General features: G+C 42.0%; 9 protein-coding genes. 4 read left to right on the top strand and 5 right to left on the bottom strand.

What is annotated here, in order from left to right:
- Position 1 precedes the first annotated feature (1 nt).
- The 5 genes from Q0Q74_RS06065 to Q0Q74_RS06045 are packed head-to-tail and all read right to left on the bottom strand — an operon-like array spanning position 2 to position 5262.
- A complete protein-coding gene (locus Q0Q74_RS06065) occupies positions 2-1435 on the bottom strand; it encodes a dihydroorotase (RefSeq protein ID WP_294429382.1) in 1434 nt (477 codons plus the stop codon).
- Between the two features lie 11 nt (positions 1436-1446).
- A complete protein-coding gene (locus Q0Q74_RS06060) occupies positions 1447-1881 on the bottom strand; it encodes an aspartate carbamoyltransferase regulatory subunit (protein ID WP_294429381.1) in 435 nt (144 codons plus the stop codon).
- 1 nt (position 1882) lies between these two features.
- Positions 1883-2803 carry an aspartate carbamoyltransferase gene (pyrB, locus tag Q0Q74_RS06055; RefSeq protein WP_294429379.1) on the bottom strand — a complete coding sequence of 307 codons (921 nt, stop codon included), beginning with the start codon at positions 2801-2803 and terminating at the stop codon, positions 1883-1885.
- Between the two features lie 55 nt (positions 2804-2858).
- The gene (locus tag Q0Q74_RS06050; protein WP_294429378.1) at positions 2859-4820 is read right to left on the bottom strand and encodes a DUF4105 domain-containing protein; all 1962 of its coding nucleotides are present in this window, start codon (positions 4818-4820) and stop codon (positions 2859-2861) included.
- 1 nt (position 4821) lies between these two features.
- Positions 4822-5262, bottom strand: coding sequence for a DUF3015 family protein (locus Q0Q74_RS06045; RefSeq protein ID WP_294429377.1), 441 nt, complete (start codon positions 5260-5262; stop codon positions 4822-4824).
- A gap of 165 nt (positions 5263-5427) precedes the next feature.
- Here Q0Q74_RS06045 and Q0Q74_RS06040 point away from each other — a divergent pair, with 165 nt between their 5' ends.
- From Q0Q74_RS06040 to Q0Q74_RS06025, 4 genes are all read left to right on the top strand, one after another.
- Positions 5428-11178 carry a carboxypeptidase regulatory-like domain-containing protein gene (locus Q0Q74_RS06040; protein ID WP_294429376.1) on the top strand — a complete coding sequence of 1917 codons (5751 nt, stop codon included), beginning with the start codon at positions 5428-5430 and terminating at the stop codon, positions 11176-11178.
- A gap of 11 nt (positions 11179-11189) precedes the next feature.
- Complete coding sequence (locus Q0Q74_RS06035) at positions 11190-14135, top strand: hypothetical protein (protein ID WP_294429375.1); 2946 nt, start codon at positions 11190-11192, stop codon at positions 14133-14135.
- Positions 14136-14240: 105 nt separating this feature from the next.
- Positions 14241-15824, top strand: a complete 1584-nt coding sequence (locus Q0Q74_RS06030; protein WP_294429373.1) for an AAA family ATPase — start codon at positions 14241-14243, stop codon at positions 15822-15824.
- A 79-nt stretch (positions 15825-15903) separates the two neighbouring features.
- Complete coding sequence (locus Q0Q74_RS06025) at positions 15904-17286, top strand: hypothetical protein (protein ID WP_294429372.1); 1383 nt, start codon at positions 15904-15906, stop codon at positions 17284-17286.
- Positions 17287-17290 lie beyond the last annotated feature (4 nt).

Genomic DNA, 17290 nt, shown 5'->3' with positions numbered 1-17290 from the left:
ATTAAAGTTCAAACACTTTTTTGCCTTTGAAGAATGTAGCGTGAACCTTACCGGTCAGTGCTCTTTCTTCAAAAGGTGTTGATTTTCCCTTACTTTTGAAATTTTCACTGTTAACAATCCATGTTTCATCGGGGTTCAGCAGAACAAGATTTGCCTCGTAATCAACGGCGAGCCTTCCTGCCTTGAGATGAAGCAATTTTGCCGGCTTTTCGCTCATGAGCCATGAAAGCTTTCGCAGAGAAAAATCCTCTTTTTTGACAAGAATCGTATTGCAGACGGCAAATGCTGTTTCAAGGCCGGTAAATCCTGGTGAACCAGCTGCCTTGTCTTCCTGTGTGTGCGGCGCATGGTCGGTGGCAATGCAGTCAACTGTGCCATCGCGGAGCGCTTCGATTATGGCACGACGGTCATCTTCGCTTCTGAGCGGTGGATTTACGAGTGCGCGGATGTTTGGTGCGTCAGTTCCTACAAGTCCAAGATGATGCGGCGTTACTTCGACAGTGCAGTCAAAGCCCTCATGTGTGTTTCCAAGTGCGATTTCTTCTTTCGCACGGCGAACCGCATCCATGCTGGCTTTGGTTGAGCAGTGGCAGATATGCACATGGCATCCTGCATTTTTTGCAATCTCAATGTTTCTGATTGTTGCCGTGTCTTCAGCGAGTGCAAGAAGAGAATTTGCCTTTGTGAGATTGCCGTCAATTTCAAAATGTACGGCTGCCGGAACATTCGGAACATTGACATTTATCTTGCCGGCAGGAATTCCGTACTGAGACATGAAACTCAATGCCCGCTGGCGATATGGTTTTGCCGCCTGAGCAAGCGACGGATCTTCACAATGGCAACTTACGATGATGTTTTTATCTCCGGCCTTTTTCATTCCTTCGAGCATAACCGCCGCAGATGCAACATCATGTCCGTCTTCAGAGATTATCGGAAATTCATCACGACGGAGAGTGCTGATTGCATTTGTATCGGTTCCTTCAAAATTCTTTGTGATGCTTACAGTTTGGAAGACATGTGCAAGATTTTTGGAATTTGCTTCGTTCATCACTTTTTTGGCAAGCGAAGAATCGGAAATTACAGGATTGGTGTTTGGCATGAGAACTACTGCACCATAGCCGCCTGCAACCGCCGCCTGTAAGCCCGAATCCAAATCTTCTTTTTGAGTCTGACCGGGGTAGCGGAAATGCACATGAAGGTCGATGAATGACGGCATTAGCGTAAGGCCTTTTGCGTCATAAAATTCCGGTTTTTCATCAGAGTTGCATCCAGCGAGAAAGGCAGAGGCGTACATGAGTGCTGATTTTGCAGATTTGCATTCGCCGAGTATCACTGTACGGATTTTACCGTCTTCAATGATAAGCGTTCCGGGACTGTCAATTTTTGAATCCACGAGACGGGCATTGTAAATAATCAGAATTGATGAATCTGCCATAAAATCTCCTGTTAATCAATAGAACCCGCCGAGTACAGGGCATCACAGTATTCGCATGCGTACTGCGATTTTTCTTTATTAGTCAGCCTGAATACAGGACGGATATATTTTTCTGTTACAGTAATGCAGCGCGGGTTTTTACAGTGAATTACATTTTCAACGCGCTCAGGAAGTTCCATTTTAATCTTTCGTACGATTTTTTCGTCTTTGATTACTGCAATTGAAATGTTCGGATCGATGAAGCCCAGAACTGAGTAGTCAATGTTGATGATGTTGTCGATTTTTATGATGTCTTTTTTGCCTGTTTTTTTGGAAGGAACATTCATAATCAGTGCACAGGAAAAATTTGCCTTGTCCAAGCCCAAAAAATGGAAAATCTGCGGGCCGGAACCTGCCTTGATATGGTCAATTACCAGACCGTTTTTGATTGTATCGATATTCAGCATTTTAGAGTACCCCCACCAGTTTTGCGATTAAAGCCATTCGCACGAACATTCCATATTTTACCTGCTTAAAGTAAGCTGCTCTTGGATCATCATCGACTTCAGGATTGATTTCATTTACGCGTGGAAGCGGATGCAGGACAATCATATTTTTGCGTGCGAGCGACATTTTCTGCTTGTCGAGAATGTAGCTGTCTTTGAGTCGGATATAATCCTGTTCGTTGAAGAAGCGCTCTTTTTGAACACGGGTCATGTAGAGAATGTCCAAGTCACCGATTACGGACTCAAGCCGTTCTGCCGTGGTGTATTTGATTCCTGCTGCATCAAGTTCCTGATTTACATATTCCGGTACTTGAAGTTCATTCGGGCTGATGAAAATGAATTTGTTGTTCTTGTAGCGGCTCATTGCCTCGGCCAGAGAGTGAACTGTTCGGCCGAATTTGAGGTCGCCGCAAAATCCGATTGTGTGGCCTTCAAATCCGCCCTGTAAAGCACGAATCGTAAGCATGTCAGTGAGGGTTTGCGTTGGGTGATAGTGACCGCCGTCGCCTGCATTGATAATCGGGCAGTTTGAGTACTGGCTGCCCAAAAGTGCCGCACCTTCCTTGGGGCTTCGCATTGCAATTACATCAACATAAGATGAGACTGTGCGGATTGTGTCTGAAAGCGATTCACCTTTTGCCGTGGAAGAATTTGCCGCGTCAGAAAAGCCTTCGACTGCACCGCCCAAGTGGAGCATTGCCGCCTCAAAAGAAAGCCTTGTTCTTGTGCTTGGCTCAAAAAAAAGTGTCGCGAGAATTTTCCCACGACACACATCATTGAAAGAAGAAGGATCAACAATAATTTGCTCTGCGAGTGAGCAGATTTCGTCAATTTCTGAAATAGAAAGGTCATTTGGTTTTATTAAATTTCTTCCTTTTAGCATGACACGATTCTAACACAAAACATATTTTATGAAAATGGAAAATCAGAAAGGCGGATCAGAAATTTATGTGCGCGCAAATTTCGCCTTTATGTGCGAAAGATTTGTAGTCGCCTGAGAAAGTCCATTTTGCTGAAAGTGCGGTGTTTCGTGTGAGAGTGAGTCGTTCTTCTGCTGAAAGTGAAAGCCTGAGCCTGTCGCGTGATTTTAGCTCTTCTGTGCTGATAAAAGCATCACGGCCTTTTGTGCCGTCATTTTTGAAGATTCCCTGCTCTGCAAGTGCGAAAATATTCTGTTTCCAGCGGCCTGCTGTAGTGATGAGCCCAACTTCTGCACCTGGAAGAGGGTCGATTTTCATGTCGTAATCAGGGTGTGCGTAAAAATCTAAACCGGCAAGCAAATAAACCTGATTTGAATCAAAAATTTTCGTGCTGATTCCGCTGAACACCTTAAATCTGAAAGCAAGCGAATCAGAATCTTCTGAGCATTTTGAGCGTTCCATGCCCGAAACAAGTTCAAAGGCCTTGTTAATAAACCATGCGTCTGAAACCGGGAGCGAAAGAATGTCCGAAAAAAGAACCTTGTCCACGCTGATTTTTTTGAGCCCTTCCCGCGTTGGATAAACTGAAATGGTTGCCGTAAGAAAATCAAGCTGTGTATTTTTATTTAATCCTTTTTCTTCATCAATCAAATCATGGTTTACGAGCCGCAATTTAATAGAAGAAAACGCTTCTTTTTTATCTTGATCGAATCCGCCCGAAACTGCGATTTTATGGGAATCATGGCTTTCGTGCGGATAATCATTGCTTGAGATTGCAGGCAGGTCAAATTTCAGCTTGCTCATTGCACTGAAAGCGGGCATCATTCTTTTTCTGTAATCAGCCTGAGTCATTTTGCCGCTTGAAAGCTGATACTTCATATAGTCCGTGGCAAGCTTTAATGCGACTGCTTTTTCTTTATCGTCAGAACATGCAGAAAGAAGCTCTTCAATACTGATTTTGCCCTTACAGTATCGCAGGACGGCCTTTTTTGCCTGATCTTTGAGTTCCCGCCGTTCTGAAAGAATTTCGGTGTGGATTGACGGACGGAAAACAGGTTCTGAAATCAGTTCCTTTTCCCAAAGAATTTTGAGCGCTTCAACAGGTTCTGCCATCGTGCCAAGTTTTTTTGTAAGATTCTCGTTCGGGAAGGCATTTTCAAGCAGCATCATCAGACCAGTGGTACAGTTGCGTGAAATATAGAGATAGCGTGAATAGGATGCGGAAAGCTCGATTGCACATCGAAGCAGCGTGTCGATTCCATCTTCATCGATTTTGAGTTTGTATTCCCAGATGTCGCGTTTGTCCATGTTGCTGTATTTTAAAATCTGCTCTGAATAAGAGTTGATTACATATTCGCTACGATAAATGCCGAAAAGTCCTTTGAGTGCAAAAATGAGGCCGGGATTTTCGGTGTTTCTTGCACTGTAAGTTAAAGTGTGCCCCATGAGGCGGCTTTTTTTGTCATTTCCAAAGAGAATGAAAGTGTGACCGAACATTGATGCCGGATTTTGCATGAAACCGGCAGGATAAACTACATGAACAGAAGTTGGATTTGCTTCCGCTTTGATTGCCAGAAATTCACTGTCATAAGATTCAGGGAAATCAGATTCATTTTCGGCAAGATGATTACGAATCCACTTCCAGCGTGCGGGGAATTCTGCAACCCGTTCGGCATTCCTGAAAGCACGGATGTCCGCGATAAGTTCTGCTTCCGGGTCGAACCTGCCATTTTCGGCAATAAAAAATGATTTTGGTAAGATTATGCTTTTATAACCTGAAAAAGATTTTTGATATTGAAGGAGAATGTGCCAGGTCTTTTCATTATGAAGATTGATTTTACGGGCTTTTTCAACAAGTTGCTCCGTTCTGGCATTATATTCATCGGTAAAATCGAGATTTTGAGAAAACGAGAATGAAGATAGAAAAAAAAACAGGCAGAAAAGAATAATCCGCCTGTTCTTCCATTTTATGGAAATCATTTTAGAGAAGTGCAACGATGTTCTGTGTAACTTCTGCTGCAGAAACTTCTGCATTTGGGAAAATCACATCGAAGTTTGCCTGAGCTTTTGCTTTGAATGAATCAACATCCTGAACTTCAAGCATTACTGCGATTGTGTCGAGATATTCACCGTTACCCATAGCAATGTCTGTAGCGACGAAATCCATGTTCTCTTCGATGAATTTTTCTGTTGGTTCATAGACGAGGCGTGATGGCTGAGAAGCACCAGAAGTTCCGAAAGTTACGGCACCAAATTTAACTGGCCAGAATGTGTCGTTGATAGAAATACCAAGAACATCCCAGAAAAGACCGTTCAAGTTGCCACAAAGCATACCACCAATACCAGGTCCGACATTCTTAGAAGCGAAAGCTCCGAATGCCATTCCAAGTCCGAGAGCACAAGCGATAATCTGCTTTTTCATTATTTACTCCTTATTGAAATAAGATTTTTAAATTATAAGCACAAGTTAAGATTTTTTCAATTGTTTTTTTATTGGGGGAAGGGGAGTTGATATGAAGAAATAGTGAAAAACTTGATTTTTCTGATTTTCGCTCTTATATTGATTTGTGAATAGGAGAATAGCTTTATGAAAAAAAATTTCCAAGGCATTTTTTTTGCATTAATAGCACTAATCACTATTATTGCGTGTAGTACAGGGGAGGGTAATGATGAAAACTCAAACTCTTCCAGTTCAGCAAAATTAGAAGTGCCTGTCATAAGTCCGAGTGCAGGTGATTATTCTGAAGGTTACAAACTCATAACATTGAGTTGCGAAAACAAAAATTCTGAAATCTATTATACAACAGACGGCACAGATCCGTCAGACACTTCGAGCCGCTATTCTGCTCCGTTTACAATCCTTGGTTCAAAGACAGTTAAGGCAATCGCTTATTCAGATGGAAAAACAAGTTCAATCGTTACAGCTGTTTTCAATCTTAATGCAGGAAAATCTGCAAGTCAGCTGGGTGTAATTAAAGGCTCTATAACTCTTGCATCAAACTTGAGTGACGATGTAAAGGCAGAGCTTGCTTCAAGTGAAATCTACATCTATTCCAGTGATTTGCCTGGTGTGGTAAAGCATGGAAAAATTGGTGAATCCTTCTATATAGATGGTCTTGATACGGCAAAATCATATTCTTTCTATTTTTCAAATAAAGAACCTGGCGTTGCGATTGAAGCGCGTTCTGTTCAGCGTGATGAAAATGGCAAGCCGGTTGTTTCTGCTCATGCGAATGTAAAACCAGAAGAAGGAAATGGTGCGGATTTGGGTGAAGTTCCTCTAAAACAAACTGGTACGATTACTGGTGTTGCAAAAAAAATCGGCGAGGACGGCACGGAAGAAACTGACCATGCGGGAATCACCGTGTTCATTCCGGGAACTTCTTATTCTGCATTTACGGCAAAAGACGGTTCATTCAGCATGACAACCGTTCCACAGGGTATGTATACAATCCGTGCGATGTATGCGGGCTACACATTCTCTGAGCAGGAGAACATTCTTCTTTCAAGTGTGGGCGATGAAATTCCTGTAACAGACATTGAGACTCCGTTTGAAGTGATTTATGCAAAAGGAACGGTGAAGGGCACGGTGCTTCTGGGCGACAGGACAAGCGGTTTCACTGGAATTGATGTAGTGCTGACAGATGCGTCAAATGCACATTCATATACTGCAGCAACATCGGCCACAGGAAGCTGGCTTATAAATGATGTTGTGCCTGGAACTTACAGCGTTGAATTCCACAAGGACGGCTATGTAGACCAGACTGTGAACGACATTCTTGTTTCGGGGGCAAAAATTACGACTGTATCAAGAATTGTGCTCAAAGAAGACGGCGGTTCGATTTCGGGTAAAGCATTCGTTGCAAAATCACCTCTGGCGGGCATAAGCATAATTGCAGAGCGAAATGCTGATGATACAGAAGCGGCAAGAACATACTATGCTCTTTCTAATACAAACGGCTCCTTCACTTTTGATTCTGTTGCACCCGGCTTGTACACTGTTACAGCGGTTTATCCTGGATACAAGAGTGTAAGTCAGGCAAATGTTCATGTCAGTATTGGTGAAAAAATCGAACTTGCAGATTTTATGATTTCTGAAGAAACAACATATTCTCTGACAGGTACATGCGTACTTGAAGGCATCAGCACTGGTTTTGAAGGAACAAATGTTATTTTGCAGAGTACTACAGATTCTAAAAAAACGAAATCAACTACGACAAATGTTGAAGGCGTGTACATATTTTCAGATCTGGATGCAGGAAGCTATCTTCTTACTTTCTCAAGAAGTGGTTTTATTACTAACAGTTCGCTCACTGTAGAAGTTGGTGCAAAGAGTATTGCTGTTGCAGAAAGTGTTGCCTTAAAGTCTAGTGCTGGCTCGGTGAGTGGTACTGTTAGGCTAGAATCAGCTGAAACAAATGAGGGAATTTCTATTCTCGTTACAAACGAAAATGACAATACGGTTTCCTACAACACAGTCACAGATACAAATGGTCACTATGCGATTGCTGGAATCACGCCGGGAACATATCGTGTTCAGGCAACAAAGAGCGGTTATAACACTGGCATTTCTGACCCATTTGCCGTTTCAAGCGGAATTACTTCTACTCCGTCTGATATGCTTCTTTCAATAAGTCTCCGGGCTTTGTACGGAACGGTTACTCTTGAAGGTCGAACAGACTTTTCTGGCGTACGCATTACGGCTACAAAGACTACTAGCACAACAGAAATTTACAGTGCACTTTCAAACAAATATGGTGTTTACGCTTTAAGCGGTATGACTCCTGGAGAATACATTCTTTCTTATTCTTATGAAAGTTATCGGTCGTATACAAGTTCTTCTGTTTCTCTTAGCAATGACTCTTCTCTTAAACTTGATGATGTTGAGCTCAAGAAAGCAACTGGAAAAATCAGTGGAATCGTCAATCTTGAAGGCTGTGTTGACCATTCCGGCATTACGGTTTCTGTAGTCGGAACAGATTACACTTACATCACAGAGTCAAATGGTGCTTACGAATTTACTGTTCCAAGCGGAAACTATCCGGGCGGAGTTCGTTTTGAAAGAGAAGATTTCCAGCTCACGGCAAAAGCTGAGACAATTCCTGTTTTGACGGACAGCACTTATGGTGTCCTCACTGTGGAAATGAAGGCAACTGCCAACACTTTGAAGGGCATTACAACACTCGCCGGAACTGATGATGCAAGCGGCATTAAGGTAACGGTGGATGGACTGGATGACAAAACATACAGTGCAACAACTAATAAAGAAGGAAACTGGCAGCTCGACCATATCCCTCTCGGCTATCAGACTGTGCGTTTCAGCAAGACAAATGTCCCGGATGTTACAAGTGAGGTTCAGGTAGTTGCAAGCGATTACATAGACTTGGGCAGCCTTGAAATGATTCCTGATTCTGCAACCTTAAAAGGCTATGTCTTCCTCGATGGAATGAGTGACAACGCAAACATTTCAGTCACGGTAACAACAAAAGACAAGGATGATATTGTGGTTCGCACAACAAGCGACGGTGCATTTGAGGCTACGAACATCCTCGCAAGCGGAAACCATACGGTTACATTCAGCAAAGAAGGATGGAACAGCCAGAGCCTTACTATTGACGACTTTGAACCTCTTGAAGAGCGTACGATTGGCACGAACCGCGAGTATGTTCTTACTGATACGACGGCTCCAGCATGGGGAAACTCGCCGGTTACGATTAACAGCGGGGCAAATTATGCAAACAATACAAAACTTCACATCGATTTAAGCCTTGTTGAAAAGGGTAGCGGCATCGAAAAAATGAGCGTGCAGATTACGCGCACCGCCGACGGCATTACAAGCGCACTGTATCCTTCAAGCTACAATTGGCAGAATTACCAGATTGGATTTGATTTTGATTTGGAAGAACTTCCAGACCAATATGTAGGAAATGGCACATACAGACTTTATATAACGCTCAAAGATAAGAGCGGAAATGTCTCAGAAACCGCGGAAAAGGCGATTACGATTACCGACCTTGTAACTTCATTGAGTGGCGTTCTCACAGGCGACAAGCTGCACTTGACCGAAGAAAACAGTCCGTATCTTGTTGAGGCAGATTGTTTGGTTAGCGAAGGACAGACACTCGTAATTGATCCGGGCGTTGAGATAAGGTTTGCTGCGCCATATTCAATCAGCGTAAGCGGAAGCATCGAGGCACGCGGTACGGCAGAAAAGAAGATTTTATTCACTTCCGATTGCGTAAACCAAGAGCATACCTATACTACTACAGAGTGGGGCGAATATCAGGATTCCGATGGGAATTATCAGTGGGGAGAGCATGAAGTCACCAAAACTGAAGGAACGACTGTTTACTGGAACGGAATTGCTATTAACGGTGGTTCTGTGAGCACGGAAAATACGTACAACTATGTCTCTGGTAATATTATGGAATACTGTGAATTTGAATATGCAAACACTCCGCTTACAATTAAGGCGGGAGCGTATATCAACAAGTGCCATTTCCATGACTGTACGACAGCTATTAGCATAGGTTATTCTACAGTGTTGATAAATAATCTTTTTGAAAATGGAATAACTGTTGTTACGAATTCTGATAGTGGTATACAAAAATTATTCATAATTAATAATTTGATAAAACAATACGCTCATTTTTACAAATGGTATGGAATAAATTTTGAAGTACGTAATAATACTTTTGAAGATACTGCAATTGATATAGCAACTTTCTATGGTTGGGATTTTGGTAACACTTTTGCATATAATGTGTTTACAAATTCTTCAATAAGAATTGATTGCAAAGCATCTGAATTTTTAGCGACCTTCAGCGATAATAATTTTGTTGATTGCAATAGTCCAATAATTACAGCACATGGTGAATATGTGTCAAATTATACATATAACTTCACTCACAACTACTGGGATGCAGCACAGACCGATGAATTGAATAACAAAGGCAGTTTAGCAAACATCTCGTTCTTCTCAGATTACTACGATGACTTTAAGCTTTCCCGCATCGATTACTCTAAATGGGCAACAGAGCCGTTTGAAAACTGCGGCTATTCAGAGACAGGCTTTGTTGCATTTGATTATGCGGTGAACGGTTACGACTTTGGTTCTGATTCAGGATACTATCCAGAAAGCACGGACACACATTTGAATATTGAGCTTACTCCTCAGTATTACGAAAATCCAATAACACAAATGCGACTTGCCCAGAGTTATGAAGAACTCAAAAAAGCAGCTTGGCAAAGCTACAGCACAAACACAACATTTACGGTAAATAAATCAAAACTCGTAAACGGGGCGGCAACAATTTATGTACAGATAAAAGACAGTGTAGGAAATGCTTCTTCCGCTGTAGTACATAATATTCCGTATGACACGCCAGTTTGTTCGTTTTCAATTGAAGACGGAGCTGTATTTGGAAGTGGCACCAAAAAGCAGGAAGTTAAATATTCTGCAACTGATTTGTGTAATATTACTTCTGGCACATTCAGTCTTGACGGTGGCAAAATCAATAGTTGGTCAGGAAGCAACTGGGGAACAAATTTCTCTAATAGTTACACTCTCCCGCTTGGATATATGGCTGCTGGCACACATACTCTCACAATGACAGCAACAGACAGTGCTGGCAACACAGGCGAAACAACTATTTCATTCACGATTAACCGTACATTCAACGAAAGTGATGTTGCAAATATTTCTTACGACACCACAACAGGTCAGTTCATAAAAGATGCAGGTACTGTGCACCTGTGGCATTTGGATAACGACGGCTCAGAGAATATTGGAACGGCAGCAATTACAGAATACACGCACACCAATGGCGGTTTTGAGGGCTCTGCTTCTCGTCTGAACGGTAGCGTTCCACTTGATATTTCTTCAAATGCCTTTACCGTTGAATTTTGGACACGAGGAAGTAGCCGAATAGTATTTGCTAAAGAATCTACATTAGAAGTTTATAACCGTTACGATTCTGCGACGGAGTACAACCATATTATGCAGCACTCTTATATAACGACCGATGGTGTCTCTAACTCTCGTTGTTATGCCGATGCACGTATTCGTGGTGATGACCAGTGGCACTATTGGGCATATGTCTACGGTAGCACATACAGTGCAGTTTACTGTGACGGTGTGTGTGTTTCTTATCAAGACGGATTTACACACACACTGAATACAAACAACAACAATTTGAGCATTTCTTCAAGCGGAATCATCGATGAAATCCGTATTTCAAACAGCGCGCGTTCAGCTGATGAAATCAACTCATACTACAAGACTGCAAAACCAATTCTCGATGCAAATACAGGTTCACTTGAGGCAATCGTTTACTAAGGAGAAAGAGAATGAAAAGACTTATACGAAATCTACTGAATATTACAATGCTTTGTTCTTTGGGCATGATTATTTCCTGCTCAAACGATACTGAAGAACCAAATATTACGAATGAAACACCCATTGTTGTGAATCAAGAAGAAGGAATAGCAACAGTCCGCATGTTTGTGCCAGACTACTATGCACTTGCAGAACAGGGTACAAACCGTGCAATCGCACCACAGACTACCACAGCCCGACTTTCATACAACGTAAACGGCTCGTGGGTCGGAATCAACAGTATAAATCTTTCTGACGCAACAAAAACAGCGGTCGAAAATGCTCCGGATGGATTTAGCGGCTCTGTTTACACCTGCACTTTCAGTGGCGTTCCGGTCGGTACATACAACGCTGGCAATTTACAAATTGAACTCATGGATGCAAGTGGAAATGCAATCACTTCGGGAACAAACACAACCAGTGCAACTATTGTCAAAGGTGGCTCTGCAAGCACTACATTCTACACGATTCCTGTTTCAACCGATGCAAACACAGGAAACTTGAAAGCTGGCGAAATGAGATTCAGCCGGGCGGCATTAGTTTCAGGCGTAGACTATCCAATCGCAATCACTTCAAGTGGTGATTATCCAGACCTGGTGCTCTTTTCTAGTGACGGAAAACTGAGCAAGTACTACGCCATCGACAGCGAAACTGCTGCAAGCATTACTCTTGCCGTGGACACAACCGATGTATACTACCTTGGCTTGTGGGCAGATGATGGTAAAGACATTGCCCGCTATACACTCAGCTTTGATTTTGGAAGCGGAACGCAGGTTTCTGGAGTTCTTACTGGAGACTCACTCACTTGGACAAAAGCAAAGAGCCCATACATCGTAAATGGCAATTTGCTTGTACGCGAAGGCAGTGAACTTACAATCGAGCCTGGCGTTATCGTACAATTCACTGGTGACTACTATCTCAAAGTAAATGGTGTAATCAGCGCAATCGGTTCAAAGACAGCCCCGATTATCTTCGTACAATCAGGCGATAATCTCGGCTCTTGGAGTGGAATCAGCATCGACAGCACGACAAGTCTCAATATAACTGACAATTACACCTATGCTTCTGGCAATATCTTGAAAAACTGTATGGTGATTGGTGCAAATACACCACTTACGCTCAATTCTGCGGCGTATGTTGATTCTTGTACGTTCACAGGAAATAGTGATTGTGTGAACGTTAATGGTAGTAATTCTGTAATTATAAATAATGTCCTTGATTCAGGAATTTCTGTAAATGGATACTACACAAAGGTTGTTAATAATAAGATTTCATCTCAAATGGAATTTGAATGGAGTTCTAACCGATCAATAGTGAAAAACAATACAATAACAAATGCATCTGTTAAACTTTATCCCTATAGTAATGATGGGAATATATTTATCTTCTCTTCAAATGTGCTTAATTCATGCTCAATCTCTGTTAGTACAAACATAGGAGAAGATGCACAAATCAACGGTAATAATTTTGTCGGTTACAACGGTATTATACTTGATGCTTCAATGTGCTCTTATGCAACCCGCAAATACTTCAACTTCACCGGCAACTACTGGGGCGAATCTCAAACAGCAGAATTGAACGAGCTTGGAGATGACACAGATATTTCATTCTTCAATGATTATTACGATAACTTTGAATGGACCGAAATCGACTATTCTAACTGGGCAACATCTCCAATCGAAGGTGCTGGATATCTTGGAGACGGATTTATCGCATTCGACTACACAATCAACGGTTATAACTACGATAACGGTGGTTACTACCCTGAAAGCACTTCGCCAGAGCTTTCTATTGCAATTGCACCTCAGTATCACGCAAACAGCATTGCCTCTGTACGAATTGCACAAAGTCTTTCTGCTCTTAAACAAACAGCATGGTCTTCATACAGTGCAAGCAAAAACTTCACTGTAGACAAAAATTCTCTCACAAACGACATAGCAACAATTTATGTACAGCTTAAAGATAGCAAAGGCAATCTTTCAAGTCCTGTTATACATGAAGTTCCGTTCGACAATCCTGTGGTTACGCTTTCCATTGCTGACGGCACGACATATTCAAGCGCAACAAGTTCTGTATCGCTCAATTTCAGTGCAACGGACAAAGGAAATCTTACACAGTACGCACTGTATCTTGATGGTGTAAAAGTGAAGTCCGAAGAATCCTCGTCTGGCTGGGGAAAATCTATTACAGGCTGGTCATATTCACTTGGTCTTGCCTATATGTCGGCTGGTACACATTCACTAAAACTGACATTTTGGGATTCTGCTCGCAATTCTACGACAAAGGAAATTTATTTTACGATTAACCGCACTGTAGATACAAGCGTTTATGCAGGAACCTCATTTGACACAACAAGCGGACAACTGCTTAAAGACACCAATACTGTGTACCTGTGGCATTTAGACAGCAATGGAAGCGAAGCGAGCGGAGATGGCTCGGCATTTGTGAGCACTGAAAATGATGATACAGGTGGATTGAGTGGATATGCAAGATATGCGTATACAAGCGGTTCTGTTTCCTTACCGTTGGAGAATTCTTATACTGTAGAATTTTGGAGAAAAGGCAGCAATGATTTTAGAATTGAAAAATCGAGCGTATTTGAAATCTATTCTACCTATGGATATTACCAATATGCCTCTGCAAGTGGTAGTGTAACTTCTGAATACTTCGATTGGCCTCTGCCTTCTGACGACAACTGGCATTTCTGGTCTTATGTGTTTGAATCATCTTATACAGCAGTTTATTGTGATAGTATTCTGGTTTGGTTTAAACCTGCTATTTCACAAACAACTGCTTCAAACGACAACAAACTGTATGTTGACTGCCGTAACATCGACGAGCTTCGCATTTCCCGCACCGCCCGCAGTGCAGACGAAATCGCCGCATACTACACCGTGGCAAAAGACTTGATTCAGTAATAGGGTTGTTCTTCCTCTAATTAAGGGATTTCCGTGTATTGCGGAAATCCCTTTATGTGCTATACTCTTTATAAGGTTTTCAATCCGTTGAAATGAGGTAATCGCATGGGCATTTATCTGAATCCAGACAACGAAAATTTCAAGGATATTCTTCGCAGAGAAATCTATGTCGATAAAACTGAGATGATTTCGGTCATCAATCATTTTATCGACACAGACAACAAATATGTCTGTGTTTCACGCCCACGCCGTTTTGGAAAAACGATTGCTGGAAACATGCTGTGCGCCTACTATTCCAAAGGCTGCGATTCGCGTGAGCTTTTTACGCCGTACAAAATCGCCAAATCTCCCGACTTTGAGACCAAACTGAATAAATACAATGTCATAAAAATTGATGTGAACAGTGAGTATCAGGCGGCCGACAACAAGGAAAATCTTCTGAGCGACATTACTAAAATGGTTCGTTCTGAATTGACGGCGGAATTTCCCTCTGTAGAACTTGAAGAAACTGACACTCTTCCACGCTGCATCTTAAAAATCTACGCTGCAACAAAGGCAAAGTTCATCATCATTCTGGATGAATATGATGTTCTGGTACGCGAACAAGTTTCGGAAAAACTGTTTAACGAATATCTTTCTTTTTTGAACGGTCTTTTTAAGAGTGACACGCTTCGACCGGCAATCGTTCTTGCTTACCTTACGGGAATCCTGCCAGTTGTCCGCGATAAAATTCAATCCAAGTTGAATAATTTCCGTGAATATACGATTCTGAACGCAAATGAACTTGCGGAATACATTGGTTTCACATCAGATGAAGTGAAATCTTTATGCGAAAAATATAAAATTGATTTTGAGGAATGTAAGCGCTGGTACGACGGCTATCATCAGAATGGATTTGAGATTTACAACCCAGAATCGGTGATTATGAGCATTCAGGAAAAGAATTTCTCAAGTTACTGGGGAAAAACTTCTACTTATGAGGCGATTGCGGAACGAATCAGGCAGAATTTTGCGGGTACAAAAGAAGATGTCATAAAAATGCTTTCGGGCGAGAGTGTTGATGTAAATGTGACCCGCTACATGAACACTATGAATTCCTTTACAACCCGTGGCGATCTGTTCACTTATCTGATTCACCTTGGCTATCTTGCCTACGACCATGTGATGTATGACGAGGGAACTTGCCGAATCCCAAACAAGGAAGTGCGAGGCGAGTGGTTCAATGCTATTGAAGCAAACAATGATTACGCCGTAACGAATCAGATTATTCAGTCTTCAAAAGAACTTCTTGCTCAGACGATTCGTAGAAATTCTGACGCTGTGGCAAAAGCTCTTGATGTGAGCCATATTCATGTTACATCAAACCGAAGCTACAATAACGAAGATGCCTTGCAGAGTGCGATTTACCTTGCTTTTATCTATGCCTTGAACCGATACACTGTAATAAAAGAGATGACGACTGGTAAGGGCTTTGCTGATGTAGTCTTTATTCCGTTTGTTCCGAATTATCCTGCCATGATAATCGAGCTGAAGCGTAATGGTTCTGCGGAAACCGCCCTCACTCAAATCCGCGAGAAAAAATATTTTGATTCGCTTTCAAATTACAGCGGTAACCTGCTTTTTGTGGGCATCAACTACGACGAAGAAAGCAAGACTCACGACTGTAAAATAGAAGAATTTGTTAAATAAGCCTGCCCCAAAAAAAAGTGAAATGCCGGTCGGTTTTTTCCGAAAATCTAAGGGAGAACTTCTTTTTTTGGAGATTTGCATGAAATCTTTTCGTGTTTTTTTGTTTTTTGCAGTTTTTCTTTTGATTTTTCCTCTTTCGGCTCAGAATAATAAATTCCGTATTCCTGATTCTTCGGTTATCAGGGCTTCTGTTGCAGAAAATTGGTTTGAAGAGCCGCTTGATGTCGTCAGGCATAACAGAACGGAGCTTCGCACTAATGAAATCGGGCAGGTTTTTGAGGTGCGGATGGAAGAAACCCATGATATTTTTTCTATTATAATCGCGCCGGAAACACAGCTTTCTGTTGATGTGTACACTCAGAATGGAATCGAGAGAAAGGTCGTTAATGAATATCCTGCTGATGCGGCTGGTTCATGGGTTTTGATTCGTGATGCGGTTTCAGGAAAGCCGTTGAAAATCCGTTACTATTTTGCTGGAGACAGTGAGGTTTACATTCAGTTCTCTCCAAGTGCAAACAAGTCTCTTGCTGATTATGTGATTGGTGACTGCATTGCTGCTCGCGGCGTTCCTGTCGGGGTTCCTTTTGAGTATTTCTACACGGCTTCATTTTATGCTGTTCTCTGTCTGACCGAAAAGACTCTTCCATGGCATTACGCGGACATTCATCCTGAGCAGTATCATGGAAATCTCGTGATGGTAAATGTAATCCGAAAAAATCTTTCCAGAATCAAGCAGGTCAAAGACGGTTGTTATAATGAATTTGGCAATCCGGTTTATATTGGCGGCAAACTTTCTGGCAAACCGCGCGAAGTTGATCAGGACGATGTGAAAAACAATATTCTTACGATGAATCATTCTGGGTTCTTAAAATGGATTGTCGATGGAGAGATTGTGCCGTTGACAGGAAGCTCTACTTATGTCGCACCTCTTTTGCGCGAGACAACTCAGCTTAATCCGCTCGGACTTGCAGGAAATAAATCTCGTACAGAAAGCCTTTTCCATTCTTTGGATTGGACACGCAATCTTGCAACGGCGCGAATGTCTGTTCAGGCCCGAAGAAATTATCTGTATGAAGAAAGCGGCGTAGATGTGAACATTGAGCCGTTCAGTGCGGAACTTTCTTCAAAAGGGATTACGGCTGTTGCCGGTTACATAAAGAACAGTGGTTATGAAATCAAATATCTGAAATCTCTTTTGTATGTGCTTGCCGTTACTGATCCGACATATTATTATCTTGCAGCGGTGCGAAGGACTGTTCATCCGGCAGACGGATCGCCTGAATTCAAGGTTTTTGATTCTTCAGCGGCGATTTTCCCGTATTTTGACAAGAACGGCCAGTTCGGTTGCACTGTATTTGAGAACGGAAAAGAGCTTTCTCTTCAGCAGTTTATGAAAAAGTATCCGGATTGCTTTGTTCATCTTACTAGAGTGCTTTCTTCTGACAGGTTTAATCCGCTATAATAGA

The sequence above is a fragment of the uncultured Treponema sp. genome, from assembly GCF_946187725.1.
Lineage (GTDB): Bacteria > Spirochaetota > Spirochaetia > Treponematales > Treponemataceae > Treponema_D.
Note: the sequence above shows the minus strand (reverse complement) of the source record. Positions and strands in the feature narration are given on the sequence as shown.